This window comes from Thioalkalivibrio sp. ALE20, from assembly GCF_000381405.1.
GTDB lineage: Bacteria > Pseudomonadota > Gammaproteobacteria > Ectothiorhodospirales > Ectothiorhodospiraceae > Thioalkalivibrio.
On record NZ_KB906471.1, the window covers coordinates 270,530 to 283,187 of the forward strand.

Annotated in this window: 15 protein-coding genes; 6 read left to right on the plus strand and 9 right to left on the minus strand. The window is 66.0% G+C overall.

The window, feature by feature from the left end; genetic code table 11:
* Positions 1-249 precede the first annotated feature (249 nt).
* Positions 250-810, plus strand: a complete 561-nt coding sequence (locus tag F790_RS0101325) for a Uma2 family endonuclease (protein WP_019590645.1) — start codon at positions 250-252, stop codon at positions 808-810.
* A gap of 462 nt (positions 811-1,272) precedes the next feature.
* On the opposite strand, the gene F790_RS0101330 is transcribed toward F790_RS0101325, so the two are convergent.
* The 6 genes from F790_RS0101330 to F790_RS0101355 all read right to left on the minus strand — a co-directional run bounded on the left by F790_RS0101330 (position 1,273) and on the right by F790_RS0101355 (position 6,568).
* The gene (locus F790_RS0101330; protein WP_019590091.1) at positions 1,273-1,545 is read right to left on the minus strand and encodes a cupin domain-containing protein; all 273 of its coding nucleotides are present in this window, start codon (positions 1,543-1,545) and stop codon (positions 1,273-1,275) included.
* Positions 1,546-1,763: 218 nt separating this feature from the next.
* Positions 1,764-2,849 carry a porin gene (locus tag F790_RS0101335; RefSeq protein WP_019590646.1) on the minus strand — a complete coding sequence of 362 codons (1,086 nt, stop codon included), beginning with the start codon at positions 2,847-2,849 and terminating at the stop codon, positions 1,764-1,766.
* A 607-nt stretch (positions 2,850-3,456) separates the two neighbouring features.
* Positions 3,457-4,941: an autotransporter outer membrane beta-barrel domain-containing protein gene (locus tag F790_RS14760; protein WP_019590647.1), complete on the minus strand. Its 1,485-nt coding sequence runs from the start codon at positions 4,939-4,941 to the stop codon at positions 3,457-3,459.
* 21 nt (positions 4,942-4,962) lie between these two features.
* Entirely contained in the window at positions 4,963-5,301 is a 339-nt protein-coding gene (locus tag F790_RS0101345; RefSeq protein WP_019590648.1) for a hypothetical protein, read from the minus strand.
* Positions 5,298-5,603 carry a nucleotidyltransferase domain-containing protein gene (locus tag F790_RS0101350; protein WP_019590649.1) on the minus strand — a complete coding sequence of 102 codons (306 nt, stop codon included), beginning with the start codon at positions 5,601-5,603 and terminating at the stop codon, positions 5,298-5,300. Before F790_RS0101350 ends, F790_RS0101345 begins: the two co-directional genes overlap by 4 nt.
* 23 nt (positions 5,604-5,626) lie before the next feature.
* Complete coding sequence (locus F790_RS0101355) at positions 5,627-6,568, minus strand: ZIP family metal transporter (protein ID WP_019590650.1); 942 nt, start codon at positions 6,566-6,568, stop codon at positions 5,627-5,629.
* A gap of 121 nt (positions 6,569-6,689) precedes the next feature.
* Between F790_RS0101355 and F790_RS0101365 the strand changes: the two genes are divergently transcribed.
* The 4 genes from F790_RS0101365 (at position 6,690) to F790_RS0101380 (ending at position 9,342) form a co-directional block, all read left to right on the plus strand.
* Positions 6,690-7,127: a hypothetical protein gene (locus F790_RS0101365; protein ID WP_018871456.1), complete on the plus strand. Its 438-nt coding sequence runs from the start codon at positions 6,690-6,692 to the stop codon at positions 7,125-7,127.
* 92 nt (positions 7,128-7,219) lie between these two features.
* The gene (gene nth, locus F790_RS0101370; RefSeq protein WP_019590651.1) at positions 7,220-7,855 is read left to right on the plus strand and encodes an endonuclease III; all 636 of its coding nucleotides are present in this window, start codon (positions 7,220-7,222) and stop codon (positions 7,853-7,855) included.
* A 4-nt stretch (positions 7,856-7,859) separates the two neighbouring features.
* Positions 7,860-8,294: a DUF1841 family protein gene (locus F790_RS0101375; protein ID WP_018871454.1), complete on the plus strand. Its 435-nt coding sequence runs from the start codon at positions 7,860-7,862 to the stop codon at positions 8,292-8,294.
* A 22-nt stretch (positions 8,295-8,316) separates the two neighbouring features.
* Complete coding sequence (locus F790_RS0101380; protein WP_019590652.1) at positions 8,317-9,342, plus strand: Rpn family recombination-promoting nuclease/putative transposase; 1,026 nt, start codon at positions 8,317-8,319, stop codon at positions 9,340-9,342.
* A gap of 24 nt (positions 9,343-9,366) precedes the next feature.
* On the opposite strand, the gene F790_RS0101385 is transcribed toward F790_RS0101380, so the two are convergent.
* Positions 9,367-9,828: a hypothetical protein gene (locus tag F790_RS0101385; RefSeq protein WP_019590653.1), complete on the minus strand. Its 462-nt coding sequence runs from the start codon at positions 9,826-9,828 to the stop codon at positions 9,367-9,369.
* 167 nt (positions 9,829-9,995) lie between these two features.
* Here F790_RS0101385 and F790_RS0101390 point away from each other — a divergent pair, with 167 nt between their 5' ends.
* Positions 9,996-10,433, plus strand: a complete 438-nt coding sequence (locus F790_RS0101390; RefSeq protein ID WP_019590654.1) for an SRPBCC family protein — start codon at positions 9,996-9,998, stop codon at positions 10,431-10,433.
* Between the two features lie 71 nt (positions 10,434-10,504).
* Here the strand turns inward: F790_RS0101390 and F790_RS0101395 are convergent, their stop codons facing one another.
* A complete protein-coding gene (locus F790_RS0101395) occupies positions 10,505-11,950 on the minus strand; it encodes a YihY/virulence factor BrkB family protein (RefSeq protein WP_019590655.1) in 1,446 nt (481 codons plus the stop codon).
* 30 nt (positions 11,951-11,980) lie between these two features.
* Positions 11,981-12,628, minus strand: coding sequence for a YdbL family protein (locus F790_RS0101400; RefSeq protein WP_019021148.1), 648 nt, complete (start codon positions 12,626-12,628; stop codon positions 11,981-11,983).
* Positions 12,629-12,658: the final 30 nt, after the last annotated feature.

Consider the following 12,658-nt stretch of genomic DNA (forward strand, 5'->3'; position numbering starts at 1 on the left):
GGGGCGCGCTCCTGGCGGAGCGACTAAGCCACCCGGCTCGACGCCCAGTGGCTCGCCCGTTGAACCACCCCGCCCCGCCCTCTTCGCGGCCAGGGCCGCTCCCACAGCACCGGTGCCCGCCCACTCCTTGACACCCCACCCCTGTGGGAGCGTGCTCGCACGCGAAGACCCCGTCTTCCCGCCCCGCATCGCAACCCGTACGATGGAACAACAAGCGCGGCGTCACCCGGAAACAGGAGGCAGACACCCATGCCGGACCCGGCTACCCGAGACGCAACCTACGAAGACCTCCTCCAGGTCGAGGACCACCTGGTGGCGGAGCTCATTCATGGGCAGCTTGTCACCACCCCCCGACCAGCGCCGCGTCATGCCCGCGCCAGCTCCTTGCTGGGCGTAGAGCTCGGAGGACCATACGACAAGGGGCATGGCGGCCCTGGCGGCTGGTGGATCTTCGACGAACCCGAAGTGCACCTGGGCAGCCATGTGCTGGTCCCCGACCTGGCCGGCTGGCGCCGCGAACGCATGCCCGCCCTGCCCGAGACCGCCTGGTTCGAGCTGGCCCCCGACTGGGTCTGCGAAGTCCTCTCCGAATCCACCGCCCGGGTCGACCGGGTGGAAAAACTGCCCGTGTACGCCGCCCACGGTGTCGGCCACGTCTGGCTCGTCGACCCCATGCTCCGCACCCTGGAGGCCTATGCCAACCACGAAGGGCACTGGCTCCTGCTCAATGCGTTCGAAAACGACGACCCCGTGTCCGTCGCCCCCTTCGATGCCGTCCCCATCCCCCTCGGCGGACTCTGGGCCGACTGACGCCCCCACCCGCACTTCACTCGACCCGGAGGCCCGGGGCCTGGTGGGCCCGGGGCCTGGTGGGAGCGTGCTCGCACGCGAACAATTGGCTTCCCTCACCCCGGCGTTCTTCCCCGCCCACCCCGTACTCCCACAACTCCCACAACTCCCACCAGAGGCCCGACGAACCTTCATAAAGACCTGTTTATTCGGCACTTTTCGACCCAATCTCTCTGATTCTGCCGAAGATTTAGACTGATTCCAATCCATTTTTTGTGGTTTTCATCACAAAAACACATAATCGATATTGTTTCAGCCCGGGGGCGCCGATAATATCCCCAATCAGGAACAGGGAAGTTCCAACCGAAAGGGCCGATCAACAGGGATGTTGTTCGGTCTTTTCTCTTTTTCACACTCCGACAGCGTGCCGGATCGGCCAGGGGGCTGGCCTCCTACGTGCCGACTACCCGAAGCGATAGCCGGCTACCCGAAGCGGTAGTGCTTGCGGATGTCCCGGTGGATCTCCCAGGTGCAGCCCATGCCTGCCGGGAAGGTCACCAGATCACCCTCGCCGACCGTGACCGGCTCGCCATCCTCCGGCGTCACCGTCACCTGCCCCTCGAGGATGTAACAGGTCTCCGTCTCGTCGTAATGCCACGGGAAGCGGGACGCCTCCTTTTCCCACACCGGCCAGTCGAACACGCCCAGTGCCTCCAGCCGGTCGCGCTCCGGCCGATGTTCCACTTCGATCTTCATGTTGCCTCCTCGGATCGTTTCGATCGTTCTGATCGGTCGGGATGAATGCTGCAACGCGGATGACGGCCATCGTAGCCCCGCCGGCCGCGCCACCCAACCGCATGCACCCACGAAAAGGGCCGCACACCAAATGCGCGGCCCCCAATAAAAAACGGGGCCCCGGAGGGCCCCGCAAAACGGGCTTACGCCCGTTGTTATCACTTCATGCGCAATCGCGCTTAGAAGCTGTGACGCAGGCCCACGCCGATGTGGGTGCCGTCGTCGGACACGTCATCATTCGTGTTGTTGGCGGTCACACCTTCGATGCCATCGTTCCAGACGTTCACGAACGCTTCGGTGCGGTTGCTGAAGTGGTACTGCGCACCGAACGCCACGTTGGTCCAGGAGGACTCGCCGCTGCCCAGACCGGCACGACGGTTATCCAGCGTGTTGTACTGCACCGCAGCACGCAGGTTGATCTGGTCGGTCACGCGGAAGTTGGCCGGCACCACGACCTGCTCCAGCTTCTCTTCGATGTTGCCGTCGTAGTCCCACTGGTGGTACTTCACGCCGACATCACCCTGACCGAAGTCGAAGCTGAAACCGGCATGCCAGGAGTCGATGTCTGCAGCAGTGCCCGCACCGAAGAAGGTCGGAATGCCGGTATCCAGGATCCCGTAGCCGTCGCTGGTGCTGGTCTGCGATTCATACGCACCCGAGAAGTTCATCGGGCCCATCTCGTAGATGGCGTTGATGGAGTAGTAGCTGTCCGTCTTTTCACCCACCGGCGAAATCGTGGCCCCGAAGGTGAAGCCCTGGAAGTCCGGGCTCTGGTAATGGATGCCATCCGCACGCGACCAGCTGTTGATCCCGTTGTTCACGCCAACAAACGTACCCGGACGGGTGGCGTTGTCCGCCAGCGTGTCGGTGAAGGCGCGGAACGGCTTCATCGCGTTCTTCATCGCGGTGTCGGAGCGGCCCAGACGGACCTGACCGAAATTGCCGTCAACACCGACCCAGGTCTCTTCGTTGGTGGTCAGCGGGCCACCATAGACACCCCCGGCGCCACCGAAGTTGCCCTGAAGACGGAAGATACCGGTCAGACCGCCACCCAGGTCTTCCGAACCACGCACGCCAAACCGGCTGCCGGCATTGGAGTGGACCAGGTCACGGTTACCGGAACGCGTAGCGGTGCCGGCACCGTCGACGGCACCCACTTCGTACTTCAGCTGACCGAACAGGGTCACGGAATCGTCGGCGGAGGCGAAGACCGGAGCGGCGGCGAAGGCGCCGGCGACGGCCATTGCGAGAATCTTCTTCTGCATGATGCTTTCTCCCAGGAGGTGAGTTCTTGCTGTCTGTTGCACCCCGGAGCCCGTCGGCCCCGCGATGTCCTGTGTTTTATATACGCCACGGTGTCGTATTTCAACCCTTGTGGCGGAAAAAAACCCGTATTCGATCACGCTTATACACTTCGGTCTTCACGCGATCTCCCGAGACAGCCCCACCGAAAACGCCGGAGCGATCGCAAGCCATTGACAACATGGGCATTTAGAAATTCCGAATACACCGGGACGCCGATCGTCTTCTCGCCCCTCCACATGGCCGGGGCCGCTGCGGCTGCGCCGGATTTCCGCGTCCGGATGCGGACCGGTGAACGTTGCGAATATGCAACACGCTTCCCAATGGCGGCGTTCAGCAAGGCGGTGTTGCCACGATACAACACCCGGCACGTCCGGGGACGGACGGGGCGGTGCATTCGAGAAGACGGTCAGGGGGCAGAGACGCCCCCGGGGGACGAAGACGGCTGCGACGGATCGCGAGCGACCGCGACCGGGAAGCCGCCCGGTTCGGCAGGGGCCGGTCAGCAAGCGGCCCGGCGTTCGTAACGAGCGCCGGGCCGCGACACAAGGCAGGGGCGAAGGGGCTGGATCAGAAGGTCACACTGTAGGAGGCGGCCAGCCAGCCGGCCTCTTCTTCACCCCTGGAGGTGCCGTTCAGCATCACCGAAACATCTCCGGGGCCCACAGCGCCTTCGACGCCCACGCCGGCGCGAACCCAGGTCTGGTCGTAGTCCCGGCCGTCGATGTTGAACTGGTTGACCGTGAACGGATCGTTCAGCATGCGACCGCGGGTGCGCACGCCATCGCTGTCGAAACGATGCGTCACGTTACCGGTGGCCACGAAATCAAACCCGGATTCCGCGATCGGCATGGCCAGTTCCGAACCGACGCGCAGTTCGGTCACGCTGTCGCTGCGGCTGCTGAAACGCGCGGGCAGATCACCCCCGCTCTCCTCGTACCCCTCCATGCGGATCCGCGAGTAACTGAGATCGGCATAGGGGCTCAGACTGACGCGGGAAGCGCTCCAGGCATCCACCCAGTCCATGCGCACCCGGGCGCCCTGGCCGTGCATCGAAGGGGACGCCGTGGAGAAATCGCGCTGACCGCTCGAATTGAGGTAGCCGCGGCGGATGTCCGCTTCACCCCACTGGTGGAAGCCCCCGACGGTGAGGAACAGACCGGCTTCTTCATGAACCGGCACAATGCCTTCGAGCATCAGGAAAAACGTATCGGTGTCGACTTCACCGCCCTGAACCAGATCCTCCTCGGTCCAGGTGCGCCCCAGGGAATAGTTGAACTGCATGAGGCCAAAGTTGTGCCCCGCACCCACGCCCGCGATGCCGGTGTTGCCGTCCTGGTCGCCATGGCGGCGCACGCCGTAGTCCCCCAGCACCCACACGGTGCTCTCACCTTCGTCCACGTAGCGGGACATCGGCCGCCCGTGCGCACCATGGACATGCAGCGTGGTCGTGGAAAGCGCGGCTCCCACCGCGCGGCTGCTGGACTCGAGGCTCTCGGAGACCGACGCCAGCGACATCATCCGCTGGACGGATTTGAGAATGGCATAACGATACGGATCCTCCACTCGCGGACAACCACGCGGGCAGTCATACACGTCACCGTTTTCCCAGAATGTGATCGCGACGAACTCCCCCGTCTCAGGATCCGTTATTTCACCGTTACGCACCTCGCCATTTCCTACCTCGAGGCTGCCGTCACCCTCCGTCGGGCCAGGTTCCCCGTTCTCGCCGTTGTAGTAATTGCCTTCACGGTCCGGGTATTCAACGCTCAGTCCATACGCGAACAACGCGCCCGGTCCGCCGCCCTCTCCTTCAAAAGCCAGGCCCAGGTCATATTCCACGGTTTCCGCGAGCTCCAGCGCCAGATCCGGGTCGTTCCACCACGGCTGGTCCTCAAGAAGATCCGGATTTTCCGAATACGAGGTGATTTCGGTACCGAGCGTCCATCGCTCGCCGTTGACTTCGACCTCGGTAGTATCCGCGAGGACGGGTCCCGCCCCGACCAGCGAAGCACCGCCCATAGCCAGCAGGATGGAGCGTTTCAGATTTCGCATAAGGTTCCTCCGGATCGGACGTCATGGTGTAAAGGCGCGGCATCCATCGTCGCGGATTGCCAACCACTTCTCAATGTAGGCCATCCCCGCGCAGGCGTGAAGCGGGGCCGGACCCCGTAGGCCGGGCATGGTGCCGCCTTTCCGCATGCCTCGCCCCCTCCAAACGGAGGGGCCCGATGGACCTGCCCCCCACTCCGTCTCCGCGCCCGGCCGCTGTTCGATGCGGTCGAAGATCGCTTCGCCGTCCAGCGGCAGGCGCGGTTCCAGCGAAGACAGGGCGTGGCGCATGTGGTGGCGGTGCCGACGGCATTCCTCGATGGCATCCCGCAGGCGCTGGATGGCGGTGGCGGTCGAATTCATAACGGGATGCCCTCCTCGCGGGCGACCTGAAAGATGGAGGGATGCCGGCGCCGGCCCGGATAGTCGACCAGCAGGTCGATCTTCTGCTCGCCAAGTTCCGCCTCCAGGCGTGCGCGCAGGGCGATTTCCGCCTGCACGATGCGGTCCGGATCGCGCATCGGGGTATCGATCAGCAGGTCGATGTCGCCGCCCCGGGCCGAGTCATCGGTCCGGGAGCCGAACAGCCACACCGTGGTCTCCGGACCGAAGGTCTCGCCCACGGCCCGGTGGATGGCGTGTTGCTGTTCGGGACTCAGACGCATGGCGAACCCTCCTCTGAACGATCCTACAACGCCAGGTCGATGGCCAGCAGGGTGACGAACCCGACCAGCACCCCGGCGGTGGCCTGGGCCTCGTGGCCCTTGCGGTGGGACTCGGGGATGATCTCGTGGCTGATGACGAACAGCATGGCACCGGCGGCGAAGGCCAGGCCCCAGGGCAGCAGGAACTCCATCAGGGTGATGGCCCCGGCGCCGATCAGCCCGCCGATCGGCTGCACCAGGCCGGTGAGCAGGGTCACGCCGAAGGCGGCGGCGCGGCTGTAGCCCAGCGAGAGCAGGGCAATGGCCACCACCAGCCCCTCGGGCATGTTCTGCAGGCCGATGGCCACGGCCAGGGCGATGCCGTCGCTGACGTCGTCGCCGCCGAAGCCCACGCCCACCGCGAGGCCCTCGGGCAGGTTGTGCAGGGCGATGGCGAAGATGAACAGCCACACCCGGCGAATCTTGGCCGGGTCGGCGCCGCTCTGCGGGCCGATCACGAAGTGTTCGTGCGGCACGGCCTTGTGCAGCAGCAGCAGGAAGCCCCCGCCCAGGGCAATGCCGCCGGCCATCACGAAGATGGCCATGGCCACGCTGCCGTGCTGGGCCTCGGCCTGCTCCACCGCCGGCAGCGCGAGCTCGAAGGCGGTCGCCGAGAGCATGACCCCGGCGCCGAAGCCCATCATCGCGTCCTCCACCGACTGTTTCAGGCGGCGCAGGAAGAAGATGGGGATGGCCCCGACCGCGGTGAACAACCCGGCCACGAAGCTGGCCAGCAGCCCGATCTGCAGGATCGAAAGCTCGCCCAGCCAGTCCTCCATGTGCGGCCACAGCAGGCTCACGCCCCAGATGAACAGGGCCAGCGCGATCAGCGATCCAATCAGGAAGCTGCGCGGCAGCGGGGTATATTCGGCGGGTTCGGGGCCCGTGTCGCCGTCCTGGGGACGGACCGGGTCGGGTTCGGCCATGGTGCGGACTCCATGCGGGCGTGTTCGGGCGCAGTGTAACGCGGCCCCGGCCTTGATTCCCGGCGCCCAGCGGGTACACTGCCCCCGCTACAAAAATTCCAATCGTCCCAGGAGAGCAGGCATGGCTGGACATTTCCCGTTCGCCGGCAAGCGCGGTACGCGCTACGGCCAGGCCCCGCGCGGCACCATCGCCGCATTCTTCGAGAATCACGGCTTTGGTGAGGAGCTGCAGGAGAAGTACTACAAGTGGTGGTACGACTTCGCCAAGGATTTCGTCGAGAAGGACAGCGATCTGTCCGTCACGATGATCACCCGGTTCAACAGCTACCCGATGGGTACCCACGCCGAGCATTCGTTCCATCTGAACGACAAGTACTGGGCGGAGTGCCTGGCCGAGCTGGGCTCGTTCATCCGTGACATCATCTTCCCCAAGATGGACGAGAAGGCGATGCACGATCTCGAGGAAAAGCACTCGAAGCTGCTGGCCGACCTCGAGAAGGAAGCGGAAGAAAAGCCGCGCGAGCCGGCGCCGGAAGTGGGCGTATACCGCCACGTCTGAGCACGATCGCGCCGCAATCCCGCGCTTCGTCCGGCCCCGTTCGCGGGGCCGGTTTCGTTTGCAACCCCTGAAACCGTCGGAAGCCCCGCCCCATGAATGCCGCCAAGCGCCGCGAGATCTTCGAACGCCTGCGGGCGGCCAACCCCGAGCCCACCACCGAGCTGGAATACAACACCCCGTTCGAGCTGCTGGTGGCGGTCATCCTGTCCGCGCAGGCGACCGACGTGGGCGTGAACAAGGCGACCCGGCGGCTGTTTCCGGTGGCGAACACCCCGCAGGCCATCCTCGACCTGGGACTCGACGGCCTGAAGGAATGCATCCGCACCATCGGCCTGTACAACGCCAAGGCCGAGAACATCATGAAGGCCTGCCGTATGCTGGTGGAACTGCACGGCGGCGAGGTGCCGCGCGACCGCAAGGCGCTGGAGGCCCTGCCCGGGGTCGGTCGCAAGACCGCCAACGTGGTCCTGAACACGGCCTTCGGCGAACCCACCATCGCGGTGGACACGCACATCTATCGCGTGGCCAACCGCACCGGACTGGCCCCCGGCAAGAACGTGCTGGAGGTCGAGAAGAAGCTCCTGAAGTTCACCCCGAAGGAGTTCCTGCGCGACGCCCACCACTGGCTGATCCTGCACGGAAGGTACGTGTGCCGCGCACGCCGGCCGGATTGCGGGCAATGTGTGATCCGCGATCTGTGCGAATACAAGGACAAGACCGAGGCCTGATGCGATGTACGGCGACCGCGACCGCATGCGAACCCAGTTCCTGGATGCCTGGCAGAAGGCCCGCAACGAGGAACCCCTGAGCGACATGGAACAGGTGCTGGTCGGCATCATCCGCGACCACCCCGAATACCATGCCCTGCTGAACGACCGCGAGAAGGCCCTGACCGCCGAGTTCCCGCCGGAGTCGGGGACCACCAACCCGTTCCTGCACATGTCCATGCACATGGGCCTGCGCGAACAGGCCGCCACGGACCGTCCGGCCGGCATCCGCGACCTGCACCGCCGCCTGTGCGCCCGCTACGGCGAACTGGACGCCGAACACCGGATGATGGAGTGTCTGGGTCAGGCCCTGTGGGAGAGCCAGCGCAGCGGCCAGCCACCGGACGAGGCGCAGTACCTCGAATGCCTGAAGCGTCTGGAGGGCATCATAGGGGCATAAATTACGGGTCCAGGGAGGGACCATGGAACATGATCACGGCTACAAGCACCTGTTCAGTCACCCCGAACTGGTGGCCGATCTCCTGCGCGGGTTCGTCAACGAACCCTGGATCGAACAGGTCGACCTGGATTCGCTGGAGCGGGTCAACGGTCACTACGTCTCCGACGATCTGCGCGAGCGCGAGGACGACATCGTCTGGCGCCTGCGATGGGGCGATGGCTGGTGTTACGTCTACCTGCTTCTGGAATTCCAGTCATCGGTGGACCGCTTCATGGCGGTACGCCTGCTGACCTATCTCGGCCTGCTCTACCAGGATCTGGTGCGCACCGGCGAACTGACCCCCGACGGACGGTTGCCGCCAGTACTGCCACTGGTGCTCTATAATGGTGAACGACGCTGGAGCGCCCCGATCGAAGTGCGCGAGCTGATCGCACCGATCCCCGGAGGACTGGAGGCCTACCGCCCGGATTTCCGGTATCTTCTGCTCGACGAGGGGGCCTTCGCGGACGCCGATCTGCCGGCACGCAACCTGGCCGCGGCCGTCTTCCGGCTGGAGCACAGCCGCGAGCCCGAGGATCTGCAGGCGGTCGTCGGGCGTCTGGTGCAATGGCTGAAACACCCGGAGCAACGATCCCTGCGACGGGCCTTCAGCGTCTGGCTGGGCCGAGTGGTCATCCCCGGCCGCTTCGGCGAAACATTGGCGCCTCCGAACAACGACCTGCGGGAGATGGAAACCATGCTGGCCGAACGTGTAAAGGAATGGCAGCGACGCTACGAGCAGCAGGGGCTGCAGAAAGGACTGCAGAAGGGCCTTGAGCAGGGCCTGGAACAGGGGCTGGAACAGGGGCGACAGCAGGGACTTCAGGAAGGCGTCACGCAGGGTGAAGCCGCGGTCCTCCTGCGCCTGATCGGCCGCAAGTTCGGTGCAGACGCCGCGGAAAAACACCGGGAGCGGATCGAATCCGCCGATGCCGATACCCTGCTGATCTGGTCGGAACGCGTCCTGACCGCCCGCCACATCGACGACGTGTTCAGCGCTTCCTCCTGAGAACAGCGTCTTGAGGAAAGAACCTCAGGAAAACAGCCGCTGCCACCAGCGGCGGCGGCTGTTCGGCGGGGGCATCGCCGCCTGCAGGTCTTCCGGCGGCACGGTCGAGAGGATCCAGCCCGGCAGTACCCGCAGGCCCGACGATCCGCAGGAGGATCCGAGGTTGTTGGGGTCGAAGATCTTCACGAAGCGAGGATTCTCGCGGTCGTCCACGTAGACGATGCCGCAGTAGCTTTCGTCGTGATCGGCGCGCAGCAGGGCATCGACCTCGGTAAGGAAACGGTCCAGCTCGGCCGCACGGACCGGCGCCTGCGGCACCGCCTCCCCCACCGCGTAGACGTACCACTCGCCGTCGCGGGCACCGGCACGCAGCGTGGCCCACAGGGCGTCCAGCTGTTCCCAGTGCAGGATGCCCAGCGCTCCGGATTCGTAGCGTTCCATGAAACCGGCGTCGGGGTCCGGACGATGATCTCGGGCAAAGCTCATGCAGGGCTCGCAACAGTGGTTACAGCGGAGACGGGCGTCATGTTAGAACGGCGTCCCCGGGGTCACAAGCGAAGCCGGCAGAGGCGGAAGGACGGCCGCGGGGAACCCGGAGGCACTTCGGGGGCTCTCAGGATCTGATCCCCCGTTCCAGCCAGCGAGTCGCAAGCATGCGCCGTATCACGCACGAAACCTCCCTGCAGGCCGAACCCGAGCGGGTCTTTGCCCTGCTCAGCCATGTCCCCAACTTCGTCGACCTGTGCGACCACGTGCGCACCATCGAGCCCCTGGGCGGCGAGCAGTACCGCTGGACCATCGTGGCGGCAGGGATGACCATGGATTTCGATGTCGAGGTCTGCAGCGCCGTGGAGCCGGAGCATTTCGCCTGGCGCTCGATCCGCGGCATCCACAATCGCGGCAGTTACCGCCTGCAGCCGGCCGGCGAAGGGCTGACCCGGGTCGAGTTCGAGCTGGAATACTGTCTCGGTAATCCGCTGGTTGAAGCGGCGGTACGCAGGGCGGCGAGTTCGCTGGTGGAGCGCGTTTCCGGCCAGCTGATGCACCGGGCCCAGCAGCGCCTGGACGCGGAAGCCGGCTCGAACGCCTGACCCCGCCGGCCATCCGGAGTCGCCGCACTCACCCGGTCGCGCCCCCGAGGATCCCCCCGGAGGACACCGCATCAGGGCCCCGGTGACGGGGACGCGCCCGAGCCGGGACGCCACTCCCCGGCACGCGAACTCGGGCCCGGCCCGGCAGCAGCGTCTTCCTGCGCCGGCCTCACCGGCTGTACGCCCGCCCGCTCCAGCAGATCGCGCATTGTGCGCGCCCCCAGATGATCGCGACGCACCACGTCCAGCTCTTCCAGCGCCGACTCCACCGCCGCATCGCCGTGCAGGGTCCGCAGCGCCGGATCTTCCTGATCCTCGCGCAGGGCCTGCAGAACCTCCGCGACCGGCAGATGGCCGAGATCGCGCCCGGGCACCAGACCGAGGTCTTCGGTGCGCCTCAGCAGTCCCGCGGCCTCCAGGGCCCGGGCTGCACCGCCCAGCGCATTGCCGGGCACGTAGAGCTCCGCGGCCACCTGGTCCACCGTGGGCGGCGTGCGCCCTTCCATGAAATGGCGCGCCACCACCTGCATCAGGTTGAGCCCCAGACGCTCGTGCGCCGCGGCCGACAGCCGCGGGCGGCGGCCCCGCACGTTCATGTATTCCGGGTGCTGCACGTAGAACGCCACGTTGGAGCCGATCAGCAGGACCAGCCAGGCCAGGTAGACCCAGATCAGCAGCAGGATCATGATCGCGAAGCCGGAATAGATCGCGTCATAACGGGTGGACTCCGCCACCATGTTGGCGAACACCCAGCCCATGCTCTGCCACAGCACGCCCGCGACCACCGCCCCGACCAGCGCCGGCCCCACACGCACCCGCGTATTCGGCACGAACATGTAGATAAAGGCGAACGCCGCGATGATCAGCAGGTAGGGCACCAGGCGCGAGAATTCGGTGATCAGGCGCCCGAACGGCTCGACGCCCGCCACCGTCTGCATCGCCTCGGAGGACATCACCGTCGCGGTGATGCCCAGCGCGGCGAACACCAGCAGCGGTCCGATCATGATCACCGACAGATAGCTGGTGAAGCGCTGGGCCAGGCTGCGCTGGGTCTCCACTCGCCAGATGGTGTTGAACGCGGCCTCGATCTTCTGCACCAGCGCCACTACGGTATACACGAGGAAGATCAGGCCCACCGCTCCCAGCGCACCCACGCGGATGTTGTCCACGAAGGTGACCACGTTGTCGGCGATCTCCTCGCCCTGCGCGCCCAGCGGCTCGAGGAATTCCAGCAACAGCGGCTCCACCGCGTTGTGCGCGCCGAAGCCCTTGAGCACGGAAAACGACAGCGCCAGCAGCGGCACGATCGACAGCAGGGTGGTATACACCAGACTCATCGCGCGCAGGGTCAGCTGGCCCTCGGCCGCCTCGCGAACCAGCCCGTGCAGCCCGCGCAGGATGCCCAGCCCGAGCGCTTTCCAGCGCGGCATGGCGGACAGGTCGCTCTCCAGCACCAGGCGTTCGACCCGGTGCCGTCCGGCCTCCAGGCGCGCGCCCAGACTGGCGTCACCCCCCAAGCCCGACCCTCCATGTGCGGTCCGGACCGGTCATTTCTGCCGCCACTGACCGTCGGAGCGGTACCAGTACCCCGCCGGCGCCTCGTCCACCCACACCCGGGCGAAGGTCTCGCGGATGCGGGCCTCCCAGTCGGGTCGATCGTTGGCGCGGGCAATCTCGCGATACAGCGAGGCCCGGTCGGCATTCTCCTCGCTGACCAGGCGCTGCACCTCGCTGCGCTCGCGCAGCGGCACCTCGGAGAGATCCCGGATGGCCACGTCGCCATCGGCGCCGAAGCCAATGGCCCCGCTGCGGAAATGCGGCGCCAGCTGCGGCGCACGGTCACGCATGGACGCGCGGATGCGATTGATCGCCGGCGTCTCGATCTGCAGATCCGGGTTGCTGGCCGCGGCCGGCGCCACCAGCGTTTCCAGCAGGCGCGCGAGCAGCGGGGTCGAGCGCTCGCCGGCCGCATCGCGGGCATCCGGCGAACCGGCATCCGAAGAACCGCCGTCCATTTCCGGCGCGGACTCGGGCTCGCGCAGCTCCTCGATGTCGTGCAGCTGCAGGGCATCGCGAACGATCGCGCGCGCGGCATCCTCCGCCGCGGCCGCGGGGAAGTAGATGTTGATGGTCACGCAGCCCGCGACCAGCGCGGACAGCAAGGCAAGTGCGGGAACCCCGAACCAGGCTTTCATGGGCAGCTCCTTGGCAGGCACGGCTGGACA